We start from the raw sequence: 25190 nt of genomic DNA, 5'->3' as shown, positions 1-25190 counted from the left end.
CAGGTGTATGCAAATCTCTGGACGAGCCGCTTCAAGGGATTTCCGAAGTCTTTCTAAAACACGATCAGACCATTCTAGTTAAGTACCGAATTGACCGCAGCCAACGCGTCGATCAGGCCATATCCATAGCCGTTATTCGGTGAAGTTTTATATTGGCTGTCTGTCAGCGGCGTCGCTGTTTTCGAAATAACATCCTCCAGTTGATCCACTGTCAAGGATGGCTTGGCCTGGAGCAGCAATGCCGCTAATCCGGCCGTATGCGGGCCTGCCATGGATGTACCGTTCCAGCCACCCTCATAAACTCCGCCAGGAACAGAGGAACGGATGTTTACGCCAGGGGCCGATATCTCAGGCTTCACTTCTCCATATGGCGAAGGACCACGCAGCGAGAAGCTGGCCAGCTTATTGTTAACATCAGTCGCTCCTGTGGCATAGGCTTCCGGCAGGTTCGCCGGATTCGCTACCGATCCAGGACCGCCCGGATTTGATAGTGTCGTGTTGCCTGCGGAGAACTCAGGGAAAATCTGAGCCGCTCTCCACGCTTTGGTGACAGGACGATACCATTCATCCAGCCCAGGTCCGCCACCCCATGAGTTATTCACCACATCCGGTGCAAGCTCAGGATGCTTCTTACCATTTTTGTCTACTGGAGCCAGCAACCATTGGCCTCCGTCCAGCAGGATGGAGTCTGTCGTTGACGGGTTGAATACCCGTACGGCAATCCATTTGGCACCGGGAGCAACCCCGATTTCATTCGTACCGTTACTGTCCGAGCCAACACTCGTCCCCATCGTATGTGTACCATGTCCATTTGAATCTGTTGGCAGTGATGCTCCGTTAACCGCATCATACCAGCTCAGCTCTGGATTCACGACTTGACCGGAAGCATTCAAGCCGCGCCATTTTCTTTTCAGCGCCGGATGAGTGTACTCTACGCCTGTATCGAGATTGGCAACGACAACCCCTTTGCCGTCAATGCCTTTGGCCCAAACCTGTGGTGCTTTGATTTTGGAAATATTCCATTCGGCTCGGCTCGGCGTTACAGCATCCTTATATACGGATTCCTCCACGGATTTTTGTGCATTCTCTTCCGTTACAGCCGTGTCTACAGCAGCTTGTTCGGCTGTCGCTTCCTCGACTGCTGGCTGGGCATCCTTATCTATTTCAACCTTTTGCAGCTCCCGCGTTTCATCCGGTAAAATTTTGTCTACCTCAGGAAGTGTGGCCAGATTGTCCAGTACCTCCTTGGTACTCGTTACCGCAAGTGCGTTCACAATAAAGTAGCTCTTGTACTTTTTGACACCTCCGTTATTGACTTCCTTCTTTAAGTATTCTTCCACAGGCTGTTGAGATTTTTCAGCAGTTTCAATGAGAGAGTTCACAACCGTTGTACGTACAGAAAGCTTAGCGGCAGCCGGAGAAATCTGGTCTGCGGAAGCCTTTTGGAAAGCATGCTTGGCAACCGACTCTGTATCAACCTGATCTTTTAATTTGACAAGATAGGTGACGTACTCGCTGTCACTGAATTGCTGGTTCAGTTTGGCTGAAACCTTGGCGGAAATGGTCGAAGCTCCTGCCGCGGTGGTTGTGCTCGCATCTCCGTACACCGGAGAAATCAGAGAAAAAGCAAGAATAGCAGTAAAACTAGCCGATAGCGTCTTTTTGATATTTTTCGACTTAATCAATACTTTCCATCTCCCTTTACTTGGTTTTGTGGTTCTCAAGAACAACCTGCCGACAGCCGCGTGAAAAGCTCACAAAATAGCCTTTGGCCCTCACCTCCTTCAAAAATATAGATTCTAGCATGGAATCCATAGGTCATGATTCTGTGGTGAACAACCAAGGGTGCAGGACCGAGAGAAACAGTACACTGTTGGGACAAAGGCATCGCTGGCACTTGTACAGCACCCATCTACCTACTATGTCCGTCCCCATGTAAATTTTCAAAATTCAGCTTATATCGCTTTGGAAAAAGTAAGAGAAAAACGTGAAGAAAAAAGTAGGGTAGGAAGCCAGAAGTTATCGAGGAGTTTAATATCTGTGCATTAAAAGCCAAATTAAAACAAAAGAATGATACAAATGGTATCTTTTGAATCTAGTATAATGTCATAAAAACAGATATACAAGCATTTTTTTGAATTTTTTCCCTTTTTCTTCGAAAACAAAAAACCTCTTCCGTTTTTACGAGCAGGTGCTATTCTTGATAGTGCCCTGCTAATCGTAAAAATAAAAGAGATTTTTCGGCAGTCGTTCTGCACTCCAATAGAAGAGTTCAGAGAGAGCTATCTGCCGCTATTTACAGGCATGGGAACCGGAACCGCTCCATCCGAAATGGATGGTTTTGATAGTGCTTGCGATCTGCCACATAGGGCGGTACATTCCCGAAAAGCCATCTGCCTGCACCCGCGACATGTATCCCGATCCACCAGTGCTATGGCTGCCGTGAGGGCTTCTCCTGTATGCTCGAAAAAATGCTCGTGTCCGATCATGTCGTAGCATCCGGTTTTGTGAAGTAATGTCTGCGGCTGCGGCTGTAGGCCAGAAACAAGCACCGTTCCACCGGATTTACGATATTTCTGAATCAATGCGGTAAAGTTAGACTCTCCTGTTATATCCATAAAGGGAACCTTACCCATACGCAACAATAAAATCCCTTGCTTATGACCAGCCTGACCTCCCATCCCCGAATTTTCCAATGCCGAAGCGGCACCAAAAAATAGAGGGCCTTCCACACTATAAATCGCCACCTGTGGGCAATCATGCTGCTCTGTAACCATATGGGCACCGACTTTTTCATGCTTAACGGAAGGATCGGGTAGTACCTTATCCACTGAAAGTGCACTGCTCATACGCTTGACGAACAGCACAACGGCCAGAATCAGACCTACTTCAACAGCCGTGGTCAGCGTCGTAAATACTGTCAGTAAAAAGGTGACAACCAGTACGATAGAGTCCGCTGTCCGCGTCTTGAGAATGTGTGCAAAATGTTTGCGCTCGCTCATATTCCAGGCGACCACCATCAACACCGGAGCCATACTCGCCAACGGAATATTGGATGCATACGGAGCAAAAACCACCAGAATAAGCAGCACAACCAAGCCGTGTACAATACCCGACATGGGAGACACGGCACCACTGCGGATATTTGTGGCTGTGCGCGCAATCGCCCCCGTCGCAGGAATGCCGCCAAATAGCGGTGTAAGCAAGTTGGCAATACCCTGTCCAACCAGCTCACGATTGCTGTTATGCCGGGCTCCCGTCATGCCGTCCGCAACCACCGCCGAAAGCAGGGATTCGATAGCTCCCAGCATTGCGATGACAAGTGCGGGCGGCAGCAGCTTCACAATTAGGTCCCAGGTCACGCCTGGAACATGCAGCTCAGGCAGAGATGCCGGAATTGCGCCGTATGCGGAGCCGATCGTTGCCACCTGACCTGGAAAAAGCCAGACTGCCACCAGCGTGGATAAGAGCAGGCCCACGAGTGAACCGGGTACCTTGGGCCATTTTTTAGGCACCAGAATGAGGGCGGCAAGACAGATACCCGCCGTCAGAATACTGTACACATTCAGTGAAGGCAGGCGATGGATCAGCTCTGCCATAGAAGGCAGAAACGTTTCATGCCGCTCTACTCCGCGCAAGCCGAGAAAGTTAGCAATCTGACCGCTGAAAATCGTCACGGCAATGCCCGCCGTAAAGCCAATCGTTACTGGCTTGGGGATGAACTTAATTAACGCGCCTAGCCTCAGCACGCCCATTAAGATGAGCATAATCCCCGCCATAAAACCGGCTATGAGCAAATTCTCATAACCGTACTGCATGACAATAGCCAGCAAAATCGGAATAAAAGCGCCCGTAGGTCCGCCAATCTGAAATTTGGACCCTCCTAACAGTGAAACCAAAACTCCTGCCACAATGGTCGTGTACAGCCCGTATTCCGGCTTTACTCCTGATGCAATGGCAAACGCCATACCCAGCGGAATGGCCACAATTGCCACGATACTTCCGGAAATCAGGTCCTTTCGCAAAGCTCCTGCGTTATATCCCTCGAACCTTCCCATCCACTTCATCCTCTGTAACCCTTCTTTTCTGTAGTAGCATTACTTCTCGTTCCGTATACCCTCCAGCAACGAGATCGCTTCGACCAGATGATTGTCAAAAATTTGCCGCGCCACCGCAAGCAGTTCCGTCAAGAGCGGGTCCCGCAACGAGTAAACGACCGTCGTGCCTTCCTTGATGCTGCTCACCAAATTTTTGGCGCGCAACACGGCCAACTGCTGCGATACGGCAGAGCCTTCGGAACCGAGCGCAGTCTGTAGCTCATTTACGTTCCGCTCCCCTTCACTCAACACCTCCAGAATGCGGATGCGCAGAGGGTGAGCCAATGCTTTGAAAAAGTCGGCCTTAAACTTCTGGAGATCCCCTTCCATGCTTGCTCCGTCCCCCTCACAAAAATTGTCCTGTAAACCATCAACAATCTCTGAATATTTGAATATTTAGACAATAACAGGTTTGGGTCATTTGAACTATGATCTAGCTCACACTTCACTATGATTAAAGTCACATCTTTCCATTCTCCCTGTTTTCAGGGTTGACAGCTTCCACAGGTTTCCATTAACATAGCAATTAACTTTAGGAAAAGGGGGCCGACAGACATGACTGAGCTTTACATGATGGTGACAGACAGGCAGCATGACAAAACCATATATATGAATTTTCGTCTCATCGGCCCCGTTCGGGCGACATGATGGGTGACATCGCGCTGTCTGACGGCGTGATTAACCAGGCTTTTTTCTGTATTTAATGCTATTGGAAGAACAGGTTATTTTACGTATTAATGATGTATAGATCATGACGTGTAATGACACTTTCGGTGCAGGAAGCCGTAGACGACAAGTCTGCGGCTTTTTTTATTTTCTTTTTTAAAGCTTAATTTGTAAGTAATTTTAGATTTCAGGATTTTGCAAAATCCTTATTTACATGAAGAAGGGAACTATCCAACCATATGAATATACAACACACAACAGACTCGTTCTTAGAAAAGGGACCTTACAGCCATCTTATGAAGCTTCCGGCTGGCGATTTGACCGTATATGCTTCTCAGCAGCTTTTCTCCTCGCTGGATTACAAGGTGTTCGAGATGGCTAATAACAATTTACAAATTCCCGGTATCCGCTATATGGGCTATACTCCGGATGTGCATGTAGGCGTCGGAACCTGCATCGGCACGACAGCGGTATGGGGAATGGAGGACGGCTATGTATCTCCCTCCATCGTCGGCAGCGATATCGGCTGCGGCATGCGCGTACACCTGACGAATTTGCACAAGGATGCCTTGAAGGAAACCAAGCTGCGCCGCAAGCTGGTCAAGACCATTGATAAATATTTGCCGATGGAAGCCCACCAGCGCGGACATTATTCAGATATCCGGCTGGAGCATATTGTACGTAAGGGTCTGCATGGATTACCTAATAAATATATTCCGGACAGCTACACGCCTAAAAAATCCACCTCACTCACCCATGTAGAACACAGTAAGTTCTCATTTGATGAAGAGGTACTCAATCTTGTCGAAGATCGCACGTGGCACCGGGCTCACCGACAGCTCGGCACGCTGGGTGGAGGCAATCATTTCGTTGAAATTCAGGCGATTGAGATTGCCGAGCACAACCGTGAAATAGCCGAAGCCTGGGGGATGTTCGACGGTCAGGTTGCCGTTATGGTCCACTCCGGATCACGTGCCTGGGGTGGAGCGGTCAGCCAAACCAGCTCGTCTGCCATTGCCAAAGCAATGGGTCGCCTTGGGCTTGGAACCTCTGATCCAAGGTTGGTATTTGCCCCCCTGGAGCATCCCGAAGCTGCACATTACATCAATATGATGTACTCGGCGCTGAACTATGCGGTGGTGAACCGACATTTGATCGCTTTTTCCGTGCGTGAAGCCTTCCGTGATGTCTTTGGTACAAAGTGCGAGTTGCGCACCTTGTACGATCTGATGCACAATTATGGTTGGGAGGAATCCCACCCGGATCACGGTAACGTGTTTGTGCATCGTAAAGGGGCTACCCGCGCCCTTCCAGCCGAACATCCCGACAATCCAAAACCTTACCGGGAAACAGGACATCCGGCCTTGATTCCCGGCTCTATGGGGATGTCCTCCTATATTATGGTCGGTCTGCCGGGCGGGCAGGATAACTTCCACTCCATTTGCCATGGAGCGGGCCGTATCCGTTCACGCTCTGCGACCAAACGGCTCGTAAGTGTGGACGATTTTGCCGGAGCACTTGGTGTAGGGACAGACGACGAGATTGTGGTCAATCAGTCATCGCTGGAAAGCATTCTCGACGAATCTCCCCAAGCCTACAAAAATGTAGATGATATTATTGAAAGTGTCACCGGGGCAGGACTCGCAGCCGTTGTAGCCAAATGTAAGCCGCTAGCCGCCCTGAAAGGAGCCAAATAATTTGAGTATAGATACACCGGCTATTTATAAATTTGATGAACATACGGATGGGCGCATTACGGGCTATGCCGCTTATGCCCGTCTGATCGACGGCATCAGTGAAGCCCTATATAATCGCTATGGCGTAAAATATGAGCTGTATGCCAGCGACGATCCCAATATTGAGTATTGGGACTTGCTGGAGGAGGACATTCGTTCAGGCAGCCCGGATCTGGAGCATGTGGCACGGGTCTTTGATCGCCTGGAGGAACGCACCATCCAATATGACGATGACGGGCCGACTCCAGAGTACGGCGTGCACCTGTCGATGCGTAATAATGTATTCGCCTATCCCAAGTGGGGCATCGCGCTGGCGCGGGTTCCCTTTTTTCGTGAGAATGGCGTATACAATGAAGATTACGTATTTGCGACAGGCGATCAGGAACTGCAAGGCTTCCTCGCGGGGGTACGTGGGCGTGAACGCAAGCAGAACATGAAGCGGGTCACCGTCTTTACGGACACAAGCCGCGGATTATCCCGGCAGGCGGAGCCGATTACCCGTGCCATTACGCGGGATGACGTTATTTTGAAAGCGGAAATCAAGCGCGATATTTTCCGTTCACTCGATCAGTTTTTTGAAGCAGATCGTACCTTCTATCAGACTTATAATATTCCATACAAACGCGGTATTCTGCTGTATGGCCATCCGGGCAACGGGAAAACGACGCTTGTTAAATCTATTGCGAGCAGCGTACCGGGCCCGGCCGCCTACTGGCAAATTACGGAGTATACAACCAGTGAATCGGTCAAAGAGGTGTTCGAAGCGGCTACCCGTCTGGCTCCTATGGTACTGGTCATTGAGGATATTGATTCCATGCCGCAGGAGGTTCGTTCCTTTTTCCTGAATACGCTGGATGGCGCTACTTCCAAGGAGGGTATCTTCCTGATCGGAACGACCAACTATCCCGAAAAAATTGACCCGGGTCTGATGAACCGGGCAGGTCGTTTCGATCGCGCCTATGAAATCAGTTTGCCTGACGAAGCGCTGCGATTAGCGTATCTCAAGCTGCGCAACTTCCTTGTTTTTGCAGGAGAGACAGGTACACAGAATGCGGCAGCGATGACTGACGGCTTCTCCCTGGCTCAGCTCGGCGAGCTGTATGTCAGCACTGCTCTGGAATGGCATGAGAGTGGAAAAACAGATATTGAGTTGATTATTAAAGGTATGCGAGGCGAGCTGGATAAGAGCCGTAAGCAGGACTGGTTAAAAAATGTGGCCGAAGGACGCGTTGGATTCTTCTGACTTATCCATTCATTGCCTTATCAAGACATTAATGTTACGATAATAATCAATAAAGTATCGAAAGGGTGACCTTAAGCTAATGATCTACTAATCCTATTCCACCAAAGAAAAAATCGTAATCTTACGAATTTTCTGGATAGGATTAGTGTAGGCTTTTGGGATTAACGATAAGAGCAGTGCTTCTTTGACAGGAGCAGTGTATCTTCTTGTTTTCGTACGTCTGCCTCCTATCCAGAAACCAATGGATAAGGAGGTTTTTTGTATTAAAAAAATACTCGCAATTATGATGATTAATATATTCATTGTTATGATAGGCGTTGGTTTAATTACTCCTATCCTGCCGAAACTCATCATCGAATTTGGAGCCAGTGGGCAGTCGATAGGGTTATTAGTAGCAGCTTATGGTATGACACAGTTCCTGCTATCTCCAATGACTGGACAACTGTCTGATCGGTATGGAAGAAAAGCATTCATCATCGTAGGTGTCATTGTTTTTGCTGTAGCTAAATTGATCTTTGCTATTGGAGATGAGCTATGGATGCTCTATACCTCAAGACTTCTGGAAGGAGTGGCAGCAGCCTTGATTGTTCCGCCAATGATGGCATATGTAGCTGATATTACAACAACCGAAGAACGCGCCAAAGGAAATAGTCTGCTTGCCGCAGCCATGTCATTCGGATTTGTCATTGGACCTGGACTTGGTGGTTTTCTTGCAGGGTATGGAACGAGGGTGCCGTTGTATACAGCGACGGGTGCCGCTATTGTTGCAGTTATTTTTCCAATGATTTGTTTACCTGAAAGTTTATCGAAAGAACAAATGAAAGCAGCGCGGGCAAGGGTGATTCAGAGGGAATCTATTTTCAAACAATATGTGAGATCGTTGAAATCAAAATATGCGATGCTCTTTGTACTTGTTCTGGTGATGACCTTTGGACTCGCTAATTTTGAATCTGTTCTTGGATTATATGTAACGAATCGCTTCCAATTCTCACCGGAACATATTTCAATCATACTGACCGTAGGTGCTGTGATCGGAGTCAGTATGCAGGCATTATTGGTTGCTAAAGTCATCCATATATTTGGTGAAAAAAGGGTGATCAAAGGATCGCTTCTTTTTACTTCATTTGCGTATATTTTATTTCTATTTGCTAAAGATTTTTGGAGTATCCTCCTTGTAACCTCCGGTATTTTCTTTGCCACTGCAATGCTTCGTCCAGCCCTTAATACACAATTATCGAAGATGGCAGGGAGTGAACAAGGTTATGTTGCTGGTATGAATAATGCCTATATGAGTATTGGGAATATCCTGGGTCCCACTCTAGCTGGATTTTTATTTGATGCAAATATATTCGCTCCATTCATAGCAGGCTGTTGTATTCTCTGGATTACTTTTTTGATTACGTTAAAATTGAAATAAAAGAGGATAACTGATGAATAAAAGGCAGCTACTAGGGCGTGTCTTCAAAGTGTTTAAGTAGGAATATATTGGTTAAAACCATTAAATGAGCACACGATATGAAATTCAAGATCAACAATGGCGGCAGATTCAAGATCTTTTTCCACCTGAACGAAAACCACAAGGAGGACGTCCTGCAGTGGACAATCGAATCATGTTGAATGCCATGTATGGGTGGCCCGTTCAGGCGCCCCTTGGCGTGATTTGCCCGATTTCTTTCCCAATTGGAAATCTGTCTACACCCGCTTTCGACGCTGGCAGAAAGCAGGGATTTGGGATGAAGTGTTAAAACACGTTTCGCTGGATTCCGATGAGGAAAGCGTGATGATTGATGCCACGATTGTGCGAGTTCATCAGCATGGATCGGGCGCAAAAGGGGGCAAAGCATCGAGTTTATCTTCAATATCTGCGCAAAATAACCATCAATATCGGCGTTTAATCGCTAGCCAACAGTTGAAGAAGTTCAAACTTATAGCCTCCGTATTAGCGAATGTTACATGACCAAATACAATAAGCTTTATTTTTAGGCACGTTCTCATACCATTAAGTTTAGGCAATATCTAATCGGGATTAGACGCATGTTCGTGTCCCTCGACACCACGGTTCAGCAAATTCCAAAATTGTTCAACCATGACTGATGCCGGATATGGCATCGAACGGGTAATCCACCATTCCAATACTCCCACTGCCGCTGAAATTAAAAATTGCACCGTAATGTCCCTGTTCATTTCCTGATCAAGGTTGATCGAATCCAGATGCTCGCTCAGACTTTGCCGGAACATTGTCTCCATTTGGTTCCGAAAAACCCTACTTCCCTTGCTCGTCAGCATTATGGAATAGAAAGAAGCATGTTGCTCCAAATATTCAAACGTGCGCAGTAGTGCGATTTTGGAAGGGAGATGAAACAAGTCATTTTCAGACATACAATTGCGTAGTAACTCGTTAATTTGAGCTTCCATGCATTGATCGCGCAGATCGTACTTGTCAGCGAAATGCAAATACACCGTTCCGCGATTGACATTCGCTTCCTCCGCAATTTGATTGATCGTTATGCTCTCGAATTCCTTTTCTGACATCAGCCTCATAAAAGCATCAATAATTGCTTGCCTCGATTTTTGAATACGCCTGTCCATATCCTTCCCCCCTTTATACCATCCAAAAAAAATGATCACTTCGAAGCCCTCTGTTGAAAAATCAACAACCGAGCTTGTTTTAACCATTGAACACCATTTATTGCTCTGATACATTCACTATATAAAATTTATGTTGATAATTCAACATATGTTCAATTATAGAGGAGGTATAATCATAAAATCTATTTTTTACAATATTTGAAATAATTTAATTTACATTAAATCAGGAGGGTTTAAAAATTGAAACTTACAGGAAACACGATTTTTATTACAGGCGGCGGTTCGGGAATTGGACGTGCGTTAGCAGAAGCTCTCCACAATCTTGGAAACAAAGTTATTATCTCTGGTCGACGTAAAGAGCGTCTGGAGGAGACGATCAAAGCGAATCTCGGCATGTCCGCAGTGGAATTGAATGTACAAGATCCTGCCAGCATAGAGGCGGCCGCCAAACAGTTAATCGAAGAATACCCGGATTTAAATGTCTTGATTAACAACGCCGGCATCATACAGTCCGATGACGCGGCGGGCGTGATTGATGAGGATGTTTTGGTTTCGACTGTCACCACAAACTTGCTAGGTCCAATTCGGTTGACTTCTGCATTCATTGAGCATTTGAAGTCCAAAGAAGAAGCGGTTGTCATCAACACGACTTCGATACTTGGATTTGTACCGTTAGCGACAACTGCTGTATACTCCGCGACGAAGGCAGCACTTCATACCTATACGCTGTCCCAAAGGTACATGCTTAAAGACACATCGGTAAAAGTAATAGAAATTGTGCCACCATGGGTTCAAAGCAACAACGATGAACCGCGTGCGATGCCACTTGCGTCATTCATTGATGCAACGATAAAGGTACTTGGCACGGATACAGACGAAGTTCTGGTGGAAGAAGCGAAAATGTTTCGAAATAACTCTGGGCCGAACGAAGGTGTTTTTGTGACCCAGCTTAACGATATGATGAATTCTGAACCTCCAAAGATTCATTGATCCACCTGTAATTAAATTTTCCAAAATTTAGTCGAACATGAATTAGACACTTAGGTCTGTCTAATTCATGTTCATTTTATTGTAACTTGCTCGTGGAGTAAGAAAAAGCGCCAAGCGGTCACGCCCAAGAGCTTAGCGAATATTTTCGTTAGTTTGAAGACACGCCCTAGTACGGGACTTTTTTTTCAGTACCCGGCTGTAGCTGCCTTTTCTTTATTCTGTTTCCCCGCTCAACCGATTTAAAAACTGAATAGCTCGTGAACTGGTGGGCTGCTCCAGAACCTCATGTGGCGTCCCCTGTTCAACGATCACACCCTGATCCATCAAAATCACATGGTCCGCCACCTCAGCGGCAAACTTCATTTCATGGGTGACAATGACCATGGTCATGCCTTCGGCAGCCAGTTGCTTCATGACCTTGAGCACCTCGCCTACCAACTCGGGATCAAGAGCGGAGGTCGGCTCATCGAATAACAGCACCTCAGGCTCCACCGCCATTGCCCGGGCAATACCGACACGTTGCTGCTGTCCGCCCGACAACTGATGGGGATAGGATTCCGCTTTGTCCGCCAGTCCCACCTTTTTAAGCAGCTCCAATGCGCGTTTGCGTGCCTCGTCCTTGTTTTTCTTTTGAACGGTGACTTGGCCCTCCATTACGTTTTGAACTGCCGTCATATGCGGGAACAGGTTGTAGGATTGAAACACCATACCCGTTCGCTTGCGCAGCGCCAAGATGCTTTCCTGCCGCAGCTTCGTTCCTTTGGCAAAATTCAGTGCAATATCCCCCACCTGAATCTCACCCTGATCGGGAACCTCCAGCAAATTCAGACAGCGCAAAAGCGTTGTTTTACCAGAGCCGGACGGGCCGATGATCACCAGCACCTTCCCTTTATCCAACGTCACATTAACACCCTTCAGCACTTCCAGCGAGCCGAACGATTTGTGTATATTCCGAGTTTGGATCACCGGTACAATCTCCTTTATCTGACGGAAAAACGGCTCAGCCGCTTCTCCAGGTAATTTTGCAGCACGGTCAATACGGTGCTAAACAGCAGATAAATAACCCCCGCCTCGGTATACACCAATAACGGCTCATACGTGGTGGCTACAATCTGGTTAGCTGTTCTGAACATTTCCACATAGGTGATCGTCGCAGCCAGCGAAGTATCCTTTACCAAACTGATGAAAGAATTCGCTAACGGCGGTACGGACACACGGGCTGCTTGCGGAAGCACGATACGCCGCAGCACTTGCCAGCGTGTCATCCCCAAGGAATATCCCGCCTCCCACTGTCCTTCCTGAATGGATATGATAGCCGCACGCATAATTTCGGAGCCATAAGCCCCCACGCTGAGCGTAAAGCCGATCACTGAAGCAATGAAAGGGTCCAGCGTAATGCCAACTGAAGGCAAGCCGTAGAAAATAATATACAATTGCACCAGCAACGGTGTTCCCCGAATCACCCACACATAGAAGCCGGAAATCAGCTTGAGTATTTTCCATTTGGACAATCGAGCCAACGCCGTAACCAGCGCCAGTATCAAGCCCAGAGCAAAGGAGATGAGTGTGAGCGGAATCGTAAAAGAAACCCCTGCTTTCAGCAGAGGCAGTAATGAATCGATAATAATTTGTATCTGGCGATCATCCATTGTGCAGACATCCTTTAAAAAGATAAGTTTGCGAAAGTCCGGTTCGACATGGCGAGACTCCGGTTATTCGTGTGTTATTTGGATACGTCGGCTCCAAAATATTTCTCGGAAATTTTCAGGTACGTACCGTCAGCCTTCATGTCAGCCAGCGCTTTGTTGACTTCCTTGATCAAGTCTTCACTGCCTTTGTTAAAAACAGCCGCGCTGTGTGAAGCATCTGGAGATTCATCTACCTTTTTAATGGGAGCGTCAGGCTTTTGCTTCTTCAAATCAAGATAGGACAAGCCATCATTGACGGTCGCATCCACTCGTTTGGATGTCAGGAGATCAATCGCCTGATTGAATCCGTCCGTTGCCACAATTTCCGCGCCATTGCTCTTCGCAATTTGAGTCAGGTTGCTGGTCAGGGATTGCCCGGCCTTTTTACCTTTCAGATCAGCAAATTTTTTGATGTCATTATTATCTTCGCTTACGATCAGCACTGCCTTGGAGACAATGTACGGATCGGAGAAATCGTATTTTTGCTTGCGCTCATCGGTAATGGACACTTCATTGAACACCGTGTCGAACCGTTTGGAGTTCAATCCCGCGAATATACCATCCCATTGCGTCTCGATAAACTCCGGCTGTACGCCCAGACGCTTACTTACTTCAGTTGCAATATCGACGTCGAAGCCTGTCAGCTTACCAGCAGCATCATGGTAGGTAAATGGAGCATAGGTACCTTCCGTACCGATTCGCAGCTTGCCGCTCGCTTTTACAGATTCCAAACTAGCTGTGGCGGTTGTATCTGCTTTTCCATTAGTAGACCCGGCATCCCCGGTAGAAGCATTATTTGAATTAGCACCTTTGTCGTTGTTGCCGCAGGCCGAAACCAGCAAAGCCATTACGATCAGTACGACTGGTAAAAATCTAAATCTTTTCATGTTAACCACACTCTTTTCCTTTTTCTTGATAACCTAGCACGTAGCTGGCTCATTGAATAGTACATCATTCATTTTTACACGTCAATGCTTTTATCCAATAATCCCTATGCAAAAGGTAAGCTATAGCATTTCTGGGCTCAAAGTTATCCTAGGTTGACTCATTCATAGACAGACTATTCATTGTATCTATCCTCACAGTAACTTTTTTCTGTACCTTTATGTCAGAGATCTCGTATAATAGTTTTCTATATGAAGATTAGTAATATTTACCTCGTCTTTGAATGAAAGGAAGGCATTATGGAAACCCAAAATTCAACCCTATCCTCTGCTTCACCCGAAGGAAGACGTTCAGCTTGGGCCACCTTCACTTCGCCTTTAAGGCAATCCAAAGCGTTCACTCTACTGTGGCTTGGACATTGGATCGCTATGCTGGGAACCTCGGTTACCACCGTCATTTTGCCACTGGTTATCTATTCCCTGACCGGCTCGACTACAATCATGGGTCTGGCGATGACTGTCTATATGCTGCCTAACGTGCTTATTCTGCCCTTTGCGGGGATGATTGTAGATCGGATCGACCGAATCCGTCTGCTTCTGTTCACCAACATTGCCCGCTTTGGGCTGATGTTCGCTGCGGCGGTGCTTATGTTTACCGATGGGATGAAACTGCCGTATCTGTTCGTTGGCCTTGCCTTATACGGATTGATGGACGGGATCTTTAATCCGGCTTATTCTGCCCTGCGCGCACAGGTGTTTACGCCGGACATTCGCAATGCGGCTAACGCGCTCAGTCAGATTAGTATTCAAGCCGTCCGTCTGCTCGGCCCTCCACTGGGCGGCTTCATTGTATCCTTTACTTCAGCAGGAGTCGGCTTTGGGCTGGATTCTATCGCCTATCTGATATCTTTTGCCTGCTTCTGGATGCTGAGCAGTCATTTGGCCTCGCTCATCGGTAAGCGCCAGGCAAATGCAGAACAACAGGATCAGGAAGGTCAGCATTTTCTCAAAGATTTTATTGCGGGCTTTACGATTCTTAAAAGTCATCCGTGGCTGTGGATTACGATTCTGGCTTTTTCCTTCATTAATATTTGTTACTCAGGCATTATTGCAGTACTCATTCCGTGGCTGTTCAAGGTTCATCATAGCTACAGTCCAGTCGTGTATGGCGTTGCGATGGCAAGTAGCGGCGTCGGCGCTATGCTGGGTGCCTTTGTATACGGGTCGCGCAAGCACTGGAAGCATCGCGGTCTGCTCGCTTACCTCGGGGCTTTTGTCAGCGGGCTTGCTTTACTATTGTTGGCTGTAGTCACCTGGATGCCAGGGCTGATTATGAGTATGATGCTTGAAGGGTTTGGCATTATGATATTTGCGATCATTTGGGAAACAAGCCTTCAGGAAATGGTGCCCGCTGAATCCTTTGGCCGTGTAGCCAGTCTGGATCTGATGTTTTCTTTTGCCCTGCTGCCTGTAGGCTATCTGGCTGTGGGTGCGATGGCGGACAAGCTTGGCGGCATCTTCACCATCGGCCTGTTTTCAACCATTGGCATGTGCATCGTGTTGGGCGTTTTATATGTGCCTCATATCAGGCGGTTTCAATAAAAAAAGCTGCTCCTGCAGGTTCATTTGTGAACCTTGCTGAAGCAGCTTCTTTTCATTTGATACCCTTATGCCCTATAAGGGCTAGTGGAATCGATGTTTTATGTGTTAACCCCTGCTCCGTCCAACGGAACGGAAGATCAAGCTTACGATAACAACCAGCACAATCGCACCAATTAATGCAGGTACAATGTAGAACGATCCGATTTCAGGACCCCAGTTCCCCAGAATCAAGCTTCCCAACCATGCACCGATAAAACCAGCGATGATGTTACCAATCACGCCACCCGGAACATCACGACCTGCGATAATTCCTGCCAACCAACCAATAATACCTCCAACAATCAATGCCCATAACCAACTCATTTTACTTCACCTCGTTTAAGTTTTTTATCGTTGTGTTCTATTATTAACCACTCGAACTCCTTTTGAACACACTGAGCACAAATGGTTAATATTACCTAATGAACAGAACAATGACTTAGGAGCTTGATACCATCCTACGTGCCTACCTCCCTATTTATAACCCTTGTGTGCAAAGTGTGTATAAAATACAGTTATCCTTGTGTTCCTGCTTTTTTTGTGCCATCCTCACATTATGGCTTCATTGAAGTCGCTTCATGCATACATTTCAAAAATAACAGATGTTAAGGAGTGACCCCAACTGGAGTGTCGTGTCGGATGCGCTGCGTGCTGTATTGCTATTACGATTTCATCCCCTATTCCCGGCATGCCTGATGGAAAACCGGCTGGTGTCCCTTGCCCACAGCTCACTTCGGATAACCGTTGCCGATTATTTGGCAAGCCTGAGCGGCCAGCCGTATGCAGTGGATTTCATGCTGATGAAGATACGTGCGGAAGCACAAACGAAGAAGCATTTGAGCTGCTTAGAGAACTTGAAGAGTCTACTCTACCGGGTAAAGCTTGAGTAGATACTCGTTCTATATATGAAGGAGGATTTTTTCACTATGAATATCATTGAAAAAAGAATTGCCGAATTGAAGCAGTATCAACCGGATCTGACTGCCCCGAAGGACATCGAGCTGTTCTGGGACAAAACACTGGAAGATGTACAGGCTAAGCCCGTGCGTGCGTTCAAAACACCAGTGGAAACGCCGTATCCTCATATTCATGCCTCACGGATTACCTTTGAAGGTGTAGACGATACGCCGCTGCATGCATGGTATATACGCCCCCAATTTTCCGGAAATCAAAAGCTGCCGTGTATTGTCCTTTTCCATGGCTACACAGGTGGTAAGGGCTATCCTGAGGATTACTCGTCCTGGCTGATGCTTGGCTTTGCTGTATTTGCCGTAGATGTACGCGGTCAGGGTGGTGAAACAGGAGATCGTCTGGATGATCCTTATGGTACGGTTAAAGGCTGGGTAACGAAAGGAATCCTGGATAAGGATACCTGCTACTACAAAACGATAACGACAGATGCCCTCAGAGCTGTAGATTGGGTGGCAGAGCAGCCGGATGTGGATGCGAGCAAAATTGCAATTTCTGGGGCTAGCCAGGGTGGTGGACTTGCATTAATGGTAGCTGCACTCAGTGATAAAGCTGCTGTTACGGTGGCTGACATTCCCAATATGTGCCATATGGATTTTGGTGTGATGAATTCTACCAGCTCGCTGACAGAAGCTGCCGAATTCGCAAACCGATTTCCAGAGCATTTGGAGCAGGTGCTACATACATTAAGTTATTTTGACATGATGAATCTTGCTCATCGCATTCATATTCCTGTCATGGTATCGGTGGGACTCAAGGATACCGTATGTATGCCAGAAACGATTTTTGCCGCATATAATCGCATTGAATCGCCCAAAACGATTGAAATTTATCCATTTACCGGTCATTGGGTGGAAGGCTTTCAAAGACGTAAAACTGCTGAGTTTTTAATGAACGCATTCAATTAAATTAGCTTCCGGTGCACAAAAAAAGAACACCACGCGTCAAACTGCGCAATGCTCTCTTCTCTGCTGCACCAGGGCTAGTCCCGCTTGTGGGGTTTAAGGAGCAAATCCTCGAAATCACACTCGACCTATACTAAAATATTACGATGCGGCTCGCTGTTCTGCTGCCGAATCTCCTGTCCATTTTTTCACCCAAATCCAATCCATAATGATCAGACCAAAAGGAATGAAGGACGCAAACATAATGAATAAAGGCCGCCGGAGGGACCAATTCAGTGCTGTTTTGCCATAGATCAAAGCGACAAGGAGCAGCAAAAAGCTGATCCGGTATATGTTACCGATCACCATGACTGTCTGGGTCATGCCCGCAGCTTGCAGCGGCTGATGGGCGAATAGTATTGCCAAATACGCTATACCTTGAATCCAGAGCATGAGTCGGACACGCCCCAAAGGTGTTCTTAACACAAATTCGTTCCCCTTTCCAAAAGCAAGGATGTTCTCTCATCCTGCACTTCCTTCATTATAACGAAAAGGTTCCTAAACTCCAACCGATTCAACTTTAACACCAAATAATCCAAATTCAAGTTTTGACCAAATGAGTTGTGTCTGATACAGTTGTGTAAGAGGTGATTGCAAAATGCTTAAACTGGGTATACTGGACCAGTCTCATATTCCTGAAGGCGGTACTGCTCAGGATGCCTTATCCCATACAACTGCGTTAGCGCGTGAAGCCGACAAGCTGGGGTATAGCCGTTATTGGGTGTCCGAGCATCATGCGTCCAAAATGCTTGCACACTCCAGCCCTGAGGTGCTGATCGCACATTTGGCTGCGAATACATCACGTATTCGCGTCGGCTCAGGCGGTATTATGCTGCCCCACTACAGCGCATATAAAGTCGCTGAGAATTTCCGGCTGCTGGAGGCGCTTCATCCAGGCCGAATTGATCTGGGGCTGGGACGTGCTCCCGGCGGTTTGCCGCTGGCTACACGTGCCTTGCAGGAAGGTAAGTACCAATCCGTCGAGCAATATCCACAACAGATTCTCGATTTAATTGATTATTTCCATGATTCCGTGCCTGCCGACCATCGGTTTGCTGGACTTCATGCGGCACCGACGATTTCGACCATTCCTGAGCTGTGGCTGCTCGGTTCCAGTGGAGAAAGCGCGAGATTAGCCGCGATGATGGGTGCATCCTATGCTTTTGCCCAATTTTTCGGCACACCGGGCGGGGTAGAAGCTACCGCACGTTACCACGATCAGTATCAGCCTTCCATTCTTGGGGATAAGCCCCGCTCCATGGCGGCAGTTACTGTATCATGCGCTGAGACTACAGAAGAAGCCGAACAGTTGGCTTCCAGCGCCAGCCTGTTTTTCCTGTTGCTTATGCAAGGCAAAGAAATGACTTCACTGCCATCAGTGAAAACAGCGCTATCCTATCCGTACACGGAGTTTGATCGTGAGCGGCTGCGTCAGTCAGCATCATGGCGCGTTGTCGGTACACCCGATCAGTGTAAGGAGCAATTGCTACGCTTGGCTGAACAGTATCGTACCGATGAGCTGCTGGTTGTTTCCTCCATTCATGACTTTGATAAGCGTGTTCAGTCCTATCGTCTGCTGGCCAAAGCTTTTGATTTGGCTTAAACACGATTGAACCTAGAAACACCGATATTTGAAAACGCAAAGAACCCCCGCCTGCCTGTAATGGCAAACACGGGGGTTCTTTGTTAAGGGGCGGTCCATTAGGACCAAGCCCTCTGTGCTATGGAAGTAGTTCAAGCACCACTAAAGTCGAATATAATATGGTACTTTAGTAGTATGAACACCGGAACCAAAGTTCTGAAATCGCCCTCCTAAAGTTCCAGTACCCATATACCAAAGGCGCATACTCTATAATCCAATATTGAAAAGTATGGACCCAAAAGTCCCATGTTCTTTACTCATTCCGGGCATGATCCCTGTTGTGCCTTAAGGCTCTATACCCCATACCAGCTTGCCCTGTTGATAAACGGTTGCACGGTCCCAGTTTGCGAAAGCAGTTTGGCTGGCACCATACGAATAATCGTTGGTTTCATCAAAATTGCTCCAGTTCCCAGCATGGATACGGGGTTGAATTTCTCCGCTTTCCCCGCCGGGCTGAATAGTACCTGTTCCATCATTAAATGAAATTTCCACATATTTATCAGCCTTGGCCTTCGGCTCTGGCAATGTTACAAAAGTCGCTTTTACCTTTTCATTTCCAACCTTGGCCCAGTCTACAAAAAATTGCTGACCCTGTTTGCTTTCATCTGTGTAATAGTAGCGAATTTTCAAATCACTCAGCTTGACAGCTGTTTTCCCTGTGTTTTTGATATTAAATTCAGGACGGATTGCGTTATCCTTGGTATTCGTGTCTCCGGTGCGATATTGAAGCACAATCCCTTGATCGTCTCCGCCTGGTGTGCTTCCTCCGTTGCCGTTATCGCCGCCGTTGTTTCCACCACTGTTATTCCCACCATTGTTACCATCTTCGCCACTGTCACCACCATTGTTTCCGCCTCCATTATTGTTGTTGGAGCCTTCCAGAATGGCTTGTTTTACGAATTTACCAGAAGCTGACAATTGTGAATCAGGCCATCCCCCTTTACGGTTAGCGCCAGGTAAAAGCGCAGCAGAGGTTTCATTTTTATCGGCCAACGACCAGTTTGCCCAACTGATTCCACGACTAGCCAGGAAATCTGTCCATACCTTAGACTCATTCAGGAACGGCCCCCCGTTACCCGAAGCATCACTGGTTCCCCATTCCGTAGCAAATATGCCCACGCCCTTGTTCAGCGCGTAATCGACGCGATCCCGCAGGTATTGTCCGTGCGTACCCGCATAGAAATGCACGGTGTACAGCGTATTTTTGTCTGGAAGTGGGTTATCTGCTGCATCGTGTACATCCTGACTCCACATGCCTGTACCTGCAATAATAATATTGTCCGGGTCCTTGGCTCGAATAACCTGGGATACCTCCAACGCATAAGGACGAATTTGGTTGTTCCAGTTCACGTTCCCGTTCGGTTCGTTGGCAAGCTCGTAGATCACGTTTGGCAAATTCCCATACTGAGTTGCAAATTCATTAAAGAAAGCCTTGGCTTCATTTTTATGAATGTTCGGATCACCATCCGAGAGAATGTGCCAGTCAATAATAACGTATAATCCCAGCTTCTGTGCTGCTTCAATGGCTTCCTTCACTTTATTTTTTAATGAAGGATTGGCAATATAACCATCTTCCTCGGTGTATAGCGCAACCCGGAACACGGAAATGCCCCAGTCGTCCCGCAGCCATTTCATCGAGTCCTCATTCACCAGATCCCCAAACCATTGGACACCATGAGAGCTGATCCCTTTGAGCTGCACAGGCTTCCCGGTTTTATCCACCAGCTTACCATTCTTCACTGAAAGTTGTCCGTAACGCTCCACGGGAGTTGTCCCGGCAGCCTCTGCGGTCTGCGCATTCCAGTTAAATCCGTTCGTTAACGTCAACAGTAATACCGCCGTTAACATCACCGCTACTCTTTTTGCGATCCTTGGCAGGACCCATTGCCCATTCATCATTTACACATTCCTTCCTTTTAATAAAGTGGATAAGCTTATCAGTACGTTGTTCTCCGCCTTTTTGCTCCCCTCCTTTATACAGCAAGAGGATCAGGTCCAACATTAGGTGTCACTTACCTGTATATGGATGTTACTACTATTATAGTTAGTTCCATGTTATATTTCGACTTTATGGTGGAAAATGAACAGGAAGTCACGGTTTCGGGACAAAAGACCCACCTGAAAATTGCGAAATTTGACGAATTTTGCCACTACGAAAAAGGATCCTAAAACTTCTAAAAAGCCTAAAAAAAAGACTGCTCCCCCATGCCCTTCGGCCCGGTATAGCAGTCTTATACATGATCATGTATGTGAATCGGATCGTGTTAAAAATATCGTATTAACGTATGATCTGCCTATTCCCCCTGAGCGGTTGCCTGAGGTTTTTTGATCGTCTGATCTTCCTTCGTATCGCCGCCATCCGTCACTTGACCTGTCAGTATAGTCTCAGATGAGTTGCCCATTACCTTGTCGATCAGTTGCAGCCAAGGCTCTTCACTTCCACCACAGCTCTCAATATCACCGAGCAGGGAGTCCAGCGTGGTTCCTTCTTCCGGCAAATCAATAACTAAACTGTCTTCGTCTACCTGGATGGTGCAGCAGGTTTTCATTGTAAATCCCTCGCTTAATTCTTATTTGAGCATGCACACGCAAGCTCAGATAGGATGAATTCCCATGGATTCCGGGATAAGCCCCTTTGAATCCGTTTGAAATTATAAACCTATTGTTTTGAAATTGCAATGAACAAACCTTGAATTATTGCAGAATTAGCGAGGGATTGCATAAAATTTTCAATAAAGGCTAGATCCGAGTAACGATTTGATCCACCAAGCCATATGCTACCGCTTCCTCAGCCGTAAGGAAGTGATCTCTATCGGTATCTTTTTCCACACGCTTCAGCGGTTGCCCGGTATGATCTGCCAAAATACGGTTCAACTGTTTCCGGCTCTTGATCAGACGCTCGGCGTAAATCAGCACATCCGATGCTTGGCCCTTGGCTCCGCCCAACGGCTGGTGAATCATAATCTCACTGTTGGGCAGCGCCATCCGCTTGCCCTTCGTGCCTCCGGTCAGCAAAATCGTACCAAAGCTCGCTGCCATGCCTGTGCATATGGTAGATATATCATTTTTCACAAATTGCATCGTATCATAAATGGCAAACCCCGCTGAAATGGACCCGCCCGGACTGTTAATATACATCTGTATGTCCTTCTCGGAGTCCTCGGCGGTAAGATGCAGCAGTTGCGCTACAATGACATTTGCCATATGATCCTCAATCTCGCCCGATACCATAATGATGCGATCCTTTAATAGCCGGGAATAAATATCATAGCTTCGCTCTCCGCGACTCGTTTGCTCAATTACATAAGGAATGGTGCTCATTTGCCAAAACTCCCCTCTTGTTAAGCGGCCATCCTAGCCTGCATGTCATGGGAAGGATTAGAGTTCATTTGAGCGCCGGAAGAATAAAAGCTCTGATACAGCACAGATCCGGCAATCGCTATTGGCTCAGCCATATCGTTCAAGCCAAGCGCAATCCAGCGTTGTGCGTCTCCTGCACGAAAGGCCGCCAAATAAGCCTTAAGCCATTCCCGCTCCTTTTCATGCTCAGGTAGGGTTACAGACTCCAGCCCATTTCCCTCTTTGTGCTTCTGGGCAAGCAAAGCGCGGGCCCGGCTTAAGGCCGCTTTTACCGCACCCTCCGTCGTATTCAGCATCTCTGCCGTTTCTGACGCCGTATAGCCCCATACATCCCGCAGCACCAAGATGGTCCGCTGCCATGTTGATACATGTGTCATTAAATATTGAAGCGCCAGTTCCAAATCTGGTGTGTAATTTTCTTCATAACAATGAGAAGGCTCATCATACTTTCGCGTATAATCTCCTTCACCAGGCGCAGGCAGACGCTTTTGAGCATTTTGCCTGCGAATATCATCAATCCAACGATTCCGCGCGGAACGGATTAAATACGCCTCGCCATTTTCCAGATCATGCAGTTTTTTCTCAGATTGCAGCATATGCAGCAAAGTCGCCTGCGCCAAATCCTCCGCATCACATGTGGAGCCTGTCAACGAAAGACAGTAGCGATACAACGCAGGAAGTACTTTTTGGAATGGTTCATTTCCCTTAGAGTGGGAAGATTCATTTTTCATCCGTTCGGATATCACAAAGGCCATATATGGGGCCCCCCTTTGTTCAGTCCATTTGAGTTTGAGTGTTTCATTGAGGTAGACGGAATTACATATCAAAAGGATACGGTCGTTTAATGGTTTTATTGTAACAAGTAAAATAAACAAAAAACAGCTGATTCACGGGGCCTAGTTCGTTGATACGGCAACTCCATTTACTTATAACTCCCTTCAACACATCTACCTCTGTCAAAATGAATGTCGATTTTTCGCAAATAAAGGAAGTTTCAATTCATCAAACGAGTGTCTATAGTCTCAGTGACTTTATTCCTAATTTTGGACATATGTAAATTTTTGTTTAAAATAATACATTAAAGCATCCTACTTCCATATTGGGGGCTTGTCGAATTTTGAGACTAATCCACAATCATCCGTCCGGCTCCGCCGCCTTGCCAGCGACCTGCTGTACGTTTCCCTCGTCCAGCGCCTTCTAGAATAAGAACTAACTGTCTGTGTAGCTGTACCTGGGAATAGTCTCTGTATTCCGCACCGCTTCGGTTTGCAATGTAATGCTGGATAGATTCTCTGTCCACAGCTTCCAGGTTCAGGCACATGAGCGCAAACATACAATCCATCGGATCGGTTGCGCCACTTTTAAGCAGCTCGGATGCAAAATACCGCATCGTTTCCGGGCGCAATGTACTTTGATGCAAGCCTGCAAAGGGAGCATGGATATCGCTCCATGTATTGAATTCGGTAGCCATATCAGCAAAATCCTGATAATCCGAGCGAAGCACGGCTCCATCTTTGAGCTTAAACCTGCCCAGCTCCAGCTCATCCAGACCCATCTCTGGCTCATCCTCCAGCACAATATCCGCATGATGAACAGTGAAATCCGGTCGATCCGTTTGTTCCATAAATAGCAGCTTCAACACCGACAGCCGCCCCATAGCCTTATATGGCACTTCCTCCTCTTGCTCCAGCAGGTACAGCCTGCCCTTGTGCTTTACAATGCCTCTGCCAATGGTCAGCGTATGCTCCCCGACAGTGACGTTCATCCCGGTAATAATGCCATCCGAATAATCCTGATACCGGATATCCAGAAAACTGCGAGGATAATCTCGCAGATTTTCCAGCATCTCGGTTTTAAGAATACGGCCTTTCTCAAACTTCGGAACGATATGGGTTAACATGGTTTCCCTCCTTTCACAATTCTTCTTTATTCAGGGGAACAGACAGCCGATTCACACCGGGCGCAGGAGGCGGAACAGTAACTCCATCATCGGTGGGCTGAGCTTTACTTCCTCCGAGTAATCCAGTAAACAGGCGAAAATTCTTTTCTAAAAATCTGCGTATATCCATCGTGCTCCCCCTGATTGAAAACTGCGATTCATTAGGATTTTAAGATCTATTTATCTACCTTTACATCCCGGCTCCCCGCTCGGCCTGCTCACGCAGGATATGATTCAACTCGCGTTTATCCACGACGTAGGTACGAGCGATCAGATCGTGAAGGGCTTGTTTTCTAGCTGTAAAGGCTGTCATGATAAAGCCGATGCACAGAATGATAGCGGATATAAACTTACTCCAATGGCGGGCACTGGCACGTCCAAAGCTGAGCCTCTGGTTAAACTCATCTACCACGACGATCCCGAGAGCCAGTTTGCCCACGGAGGCTTTGCATTTGGAAGATTCCATAATCGCGTGATACAGCCACATCGCACCCCAATTAAGCAAAGTCTGTCCAACCATCTTCATGGTAAAAATAGGGGACGATCCGTCTGTGAGTAAAGAGTTTTCCACCAAAGAAGACCCCCAGTCCCCAATGGCTTGAATCACAAACCAGATCAGACCCAGAATCATAAATACGAACCATAACAGCAGATTGTCGATAATACTCGCCAAAACCCGTTTCCAAAAACCTGCGTATAACATACTACATCCTCCATATATTGTATTTTTATTCCACGGTGTCTCCTGGTATTTCGCACTTCATAGTGTCTTCGTATCGCGCTGTGTGCTGTCTCTGTTGGC

25 protein-coding genes and 1 pseudogene are annotated in these 25190 nt (G+C 47.1%); 9 read left to right on the top strand and 17 right to left on the bottom strand.

Annotated elements, in window-relative coordinates; all coding sequences use genetic code 11:
- Positions 1–74: 74 nt before the first annotated feature.
- The 3 genes from QD47_RS17100 to QD47_RS17090 form a co-directional block, all read right to left on the bottom strand.
- Positions 75–1685 (bottom strand): S8 family serine peptidase, encoded by a 1611-nt coding sequence (locus QD47_RS17100; protein WP_044647256.1) that lies wholly within the window; start codon positions 1683–1685, stop codon positions 75–77.
- A gap of 597 nt (positions 1686–2282) precedes the next feature.
- Complete coding sequence (locus tag QD47_RS17095) at positions 2283–4067, bottom strand: SulP family inorganic anion transporter (protein WP_044647255.1); 1785 nt, start codon at positions 4065–4067, stop codon at positions 2283–2285.
- Between the two features lie 30 nt (positions 4068–4097).
- Positions 4098–4427: an ArsR/SmtB family transcription factor gene (locus tag QD47_RS17090; RefSeq protein ID WP_014282840.1), complete on the bottom strand. Its 330-nt coding sequence runs from the start codon at positions 4425–4427 to the stop codon at positions 4098–4100.
- Between the two features lie 575 nt (positions 4428–5002).
- Between QD47_RS17090 and QD47_RS17085 the strand changes: the two genes are divergently transcribed.
- The 4 genes and pseudogenes from QD47_RS17085 to QD47_RS34170 all read left to right on the top strand — a co-directional run.
- A complete protein-coding gene (locus tag QD47_RS17085; RefSeq protein ID WP_044647254.1) occupies positions 5003–6460 on the top strand; it encodes an RtcB family protein in 1458 nt (485 codons plus the stop codon).
- 1 nt (position 6461) lies between these two features.
- Positions 6462–7742: an ATP-binding protein gene (locus QD47_RS17080; RefSeq protein ID WP_044647253.1), complete on the top strand. Its 1281-nt coding sequence runs from the start codon at positions 6462–6464 to the stop codon at positions 7740–7742.
- A 262-nt stretch (positions 7743–8004) separates the two neighbouring features.
- Entirely contained in the window at positions 8005–9159 is a 1155-nt protein-coding gene (locus tag QD47_RS17075; RefSeq protein ID WP_082067212.1) for an MFS transporter, read from the top strand.
- Between the two features lie 207 nt (positions 9160–9366).
- Positions 9367–9699, top strand: a pseudogene (locus QD47_RS34170) (transposase); the annotation flags it as partial.
- A gap of 59 nt (positions 9700–9758) precedes the next feature.
- Here the strand turns inward: QD47_RS34170 and QD47_RS17065 are convergent.
- Positions 9759–10331, bottom strand: a complete 573-nt coding sequence (locus tag QD47_RS17065) for a TetR/AcrR family transcriptional regulator (protein ID WP_044647265.1) — start codon at positions 10329–10331, stop codon at positions 9759–9761.
- 240 nt (positions 10332–10571) lie between these two features.
- On the opposite strand from QD47_RS17065, the gene QD47_RS17060 reads away from it, so the two are divergent.
- Positions 10572–11321 (top strand): SDR family oxidoreductase, encoded by a 750-nt coding sequence (locus tag QD47_RS17060; RefSeq protein ID WP_044647252.1) that lies wholly within the window; start codon positions 10572–10574, stop codon positions 11319–11321.
- Between the two features lie 213 nt (positions 11322–11534).
- On the opposite strand, the gene QD47_RS17055 is transcribed toward QD47_RS17060, so the two are convergent.
- The 3 genes from QD47_RS17055 to QD47_RS17045 form a co-directional block, all read right to left on the bottom strand.
- Positions 11535–12287: an amino acid ABC transporter ATP-binding protein gene (locus tag QD47_RS17055; RefSeq protein ID WP_044647251.1), complete on the bottom strand. Its 753-nt coding sequence runs from the start codon at positions 12285–12287 to the stop codon at positions 11535–11537.
- Positions 12288–12301: 14 nt separating this feature from the next.
- Positions 12302–12970, bottom strand: coding sequence for an amino acid ABC transporter permease (locus tag QD47_RS17050; protein WP_044647250.1), 669 nt, complete (start codon positions 12968–12970; stop codon positions 12302–12304).
- A 74-nt stretch (positions 12971–13044) separates the two neighbouring features.
- Positions 13045–13896 (bottom strand): amino acid ABC transporter substrate-binding protein, encoded by an 852-nt coding sequence (locus QD47_RS17045; RefSeq protein WP_044647249.1) that lies wholly within the window; start codon positions 13894–13896, stop codon positions 13045–13047.
- A 297-nt stretch (positions 13897–14193) separates the two neighbouring features.
- Between QD47_RS17045 and QD47_RS17040 the strand changes: the two genes are divergently transcribed.
- Positions 14194–15495, top strand: coding sequence for an MFS transporter (locus tag QD47_RS17040; RefSeq protein ID WP_044647248.1), 1302 nt, complete (start codon positions 14194–14196; stop codon positions 15493–15495).
- A gap of 105 nt (positions 15496–15600) precedes the next feature.
- Here QD47_RS17040 and QD47_RS17035 read toward each other — a convergent pair whose 3' ends face one another.
- Positions 15601–15858: a GlsB/YeaQ/YmgE family stress response membrane protein gene (locus tag QD47_RS17035; RefSeq protein ID WP_023989828.1), complete on the bottom strand. Its 258-nt coding sequence runs from the start codon at positions 15856–15858 to the stop codon at positions 15601–15603.
- A gap of 298 nt (positions 15859–16156) precedes the next feature.
- On the opposite strand from QD47_RS17035, the gene QD47_RS17030 reads away from it, so the two are divergent.
- Entirely contained in the window at positions 16157–16420 is a 264-nt protein-coding gene (locus QD47_RS17030; RefSeq protein ID WP_082067208.1) for a YkgJ family cysteine cluster protein, read from the top strand.
- Between the two features lie 40 nt (positions 16421–16460).
- A complete protein-coding gene (locus QD47_RS17025) occupies positions 16461–17411 on the top strand; it encodes an acetylxylan esterase (protein ID WP_044647246.1) in 951 nt (316 codons plus the stop codon).
- A gap of 138 nt (positions 17412–17549) precedes the next feature.
- Here the strand turns inward: QD47_RS17025 and QD47_RS17020 are convergent, their stop codons facing one another.
- On the bottom strand, positions 17550–17873 hold the full coding sequence (locus QD47_RS17020; RefSeq protein ID WP_044647245.1) for a DUF3817 domain-containing protein: 324 nt from the start codon (positions 17871–17873) through the stop codon (positions 17550–17552).
- A gap of 172 nt (positions 17874–18045) precedes the next feature.
- Here QD47_RS17020 and QD47_RS17015 point away from each other — a divergent pair, with 172 nt between their 5' ends.
- Positions 18046–19050: an LLM class flavin-dependent oxidoreductase gene (locus tag QD47_RS17015; RefSeq protein WP_044647244.1), complete on the top strand. Its 1005-nt coding sequence runs from the start codon at positions 18046–18048 to the stop codon at positions 19048–19050.
- Between the two features lie 324 nt (positions 19051–19374).
- Here QD47_RS17015 and QD47_RS17010 read toward each other — a convergent pair whose 3' ends face one another.
- From QD47_RS17010 to QD47_RS16985, 8 genes are all read right to left on the bottom strand, one after another.
- Positions 19375–20988 carry a cellulase family glycosylhydrolase gene (locus tag QD47_RS17010; RefSeq protein WP_044647243.1) on the bottom strand — a complete coding sequence of 538 codons (1614 nt, stop codon included), beginning with the start codon at positions 20986–20988 and terminating at the stop codon, positions 19375–19377.
- Complete coding sequence (locus tag QD47_RS32570; protein WP_200893453.1) at positions 20894–21091, bottom strand: hypothetical protein; 198 nt, start codon at positions 21089–21091, stop codon at positions 20894–20896. The genes QD47_RS17010 and QD47_RS32570 overlap by 95 nt, the downstream gene beginning before the upstream one ends.
- A gap of 292 nt (positions 21092–21383) precedes the next feature.
- Positions 21384–21638 carry a hypothetical protein gene (locus QD47_RS17005; RefSeq protein WP_044647242.1) on the bottom strand — a complete coding sequence of 85 codons (255 nt, stop codon included), beginning with the start codon at positions 21636–21638 and terminating at the stop codon, positions 21384–21386.
- Between the two features lie 190 nt (positions 21639–21828).
- The gene (gene clpP, locus QD47_RS17000; RefSeq protein WP_044647241.1) at positions 21829–22410 is read right to left on the bottom strand and encodes an ATP-dependent Clp endopeptidase proteolytic subunit ClpP; all 582 of its coding nucleotides are present in this window, start codon (positions 22408–22410) and stop codon (positions 21829–21831) included.
- 20 nt (positions 22411–22430) lie between these two features.
- Complete coding sequence (locus tag QD47_RS16995; RefSeq protein ID WP_044647240.1) at positions 22431–23204, bottom strand: RNA polymerase sigma factor; 774 nt, start codon at positions 23202–23204, stop codon at positions 22431–22433.
- A 368-nt stretch (positions 23205–23572) separates the two neighbouring features.
- The gene (locus QD47_RS16990; protein ID WP_044647239.1) at positions 23573–24349 is read right to left on the bottom strand and encodes a hypothetical protein; all 777 of its coding nucleotides are present in this window, start codon (positions 24347–24349) and stop codon (positions 23573–23575) included.
- 13 nt (positions 24350–24362) lie between these two features.
- A complete protein-coding gene (locus QD47_RS31680; RefSeq protein WP_170970890.1) occupies positions 24363–24518 on the bottom strand; it encodes a hypothetical protein in 156 nt (51 codons plus the stop codon).
- A gap of 60 nt (positions 24519–24578) precedes the next feature.
- Positions 24579–25091, bottom strand: coding sequence for an RDD family protein (locus tag QD47_RS16985; protein WP_044647238.1), 513 nt, complete (start codon positions 25089–25091; stop codon positions 24579–24581).
- Positions 25092–25190 lie beyond the last annotated feature (99 nt).

Source organism: Paenibacillus terrae (genome assembly GCF_000943545.1).
GTDB lineage: Bacteria > Bacillota > Bacilli > Paenibacillales > Paenibacillaceae > Paenibacillus > Paenibacillus terrae_A.
The sequence above is the reverse complement of the archived record's forward strand: the minus strand, read 5'-3'. Positions and strand labels throughout refer to the sequence as shown.

What these genes read in the sequence shown, in the direction of transcription:
- QD47_RS17095 (WP_044647255.1), bottom strand. Translation starts at nt 4,067, where the DNA reads ATGAAGTGGATGGGAAGGTTCGAGGGATATAACGCAGGAGCTTTGCGA.
- QD47_RS17090 (WP_014282840.1), bottom strand. Translation starts at nt 4,427, where the DNA reads ATGGAAGGGGATCTCCAGAAGTTTAAGGCCGACTTTTTCAAAGCATTG.
- QD47_RS17085 (WP_044647254.1), top strand. Translation starts at nt 5,003, where the DNA reads ATGAATATACAACACACAACAGACTCGTTCTTAGAAAAGGGACCTTAC.
- QD47_RS17065 (WP_044647265.1), bottom strand. Translation starts at nt 10,331, where the DNA reads ATGGACAGGCGTATTCAAAAATCGAGGCAAGCAATTATTGATGCTTTT.
- QD47_RS17050 (WP_044647250.1), bottom strand. Translation starts at nt 12,970, where the DNA reads ATGGATGATCGCCAGATACAAATTATTATCGATTCATTACTGCCTCTG.
- QD47_RS17045 (WP_044647249.1), bottom strand. Translation starts at nt 13,896, where the DNA reads ATGAAAAGATTTAGATTTTTACCAGTCGTACTGATCGTAATGGCTTTG.
- QD47_RS17040 (WP_044647248.1), top strand. Translation starts at nt 14,194, where the DNA reads ATGGAAACCCAAAATTCAACCCTATCCTCTGCTTCACCCGAAGGAAGA.
- QD47_RS17035 (WP_023989828.1), bottom strand. Translation starts at nt 15,858, where the DNA reads ATGAGTTGGTTATGGGCATTGATTGTTGGAGGTATTATTGGTTGGTTG.
- QD47_RS17025 (WP_044647246.1), top strand. Translation starts at nt 16,461, where the DNA reads ATGAATATCATTGAAAAAAGAATTGCCGAATTGAAGCAGTATCAACCG.
- QD47_RS17015 (WP_044647244.1), top strand. Translation starts at nt 18,046, where the DNA reads ATGCTTAAACTGGGTATACTGGACCAGTCTCATATTCCTGAAGGCGGT.
- QD47_RS17010 (WP_044647243.1), bottom strand. Translation starts at nt 20,988, where the DNA reads ATGATGAATGGGCAATGGGTCCTGCCAAGGATCGCAAAAAGAGTAGCG.
- QD47_RS32570 (WP_200893453.1), bottom strand. Translation starts at nt 21,091, where the DNA reads ATGTTGGACCTGATCCTCTTGCTGTATAAAGGAGGGGAGCAAAAAGGC.
- QD47_RS17005 (WP_044647242.1), bottom strand. Translation starts at nt 21,638, where the DNA reads ATGAAAACCTGCTGCACCATCCAGGTAGACGAAGACAGTTTAGTTATT.
- clpP (WP_044647241.1), bottom strand. Translation starts at nt 22,410, where the DNA reads ATGAGCACCATTCCTTATGTAATTGAGCAAACGAGTCGCGGAGAGCGA.
- QD47_RS16995 (WP_044647240.1), bottom strand. Translation starts at nt 23,204, where the DNA reads ATGGCCTTTGTGATATCCGAACGGATGAAAAATGAATCTTCCCACTCT.
- QD47_RS16990 (WP_044647239.1), bottom strand. Translation starts at nt 24,349, where the DNA reads ATGTTAACCCATATCGTTCCGAAGTTTGAGAAAGGCCGTATTCTTAAA.
- QD47_RS31680 (WP_170970890.1), bottom strand. Translation starts at nt 24,518, where the DNA reads ATGGATATACGCAGATTTTTAGAAAAGAATTTTCGCCTGTTTACTGGA.
- QD47_RS16985 (WP_044647238.1), bottom strand. Translation starts at nt 25,091, where the DNA reads ATGTTATACGCAGGTTTTTGGAAACGGGTTTTGGCGAGTATTATCGAC.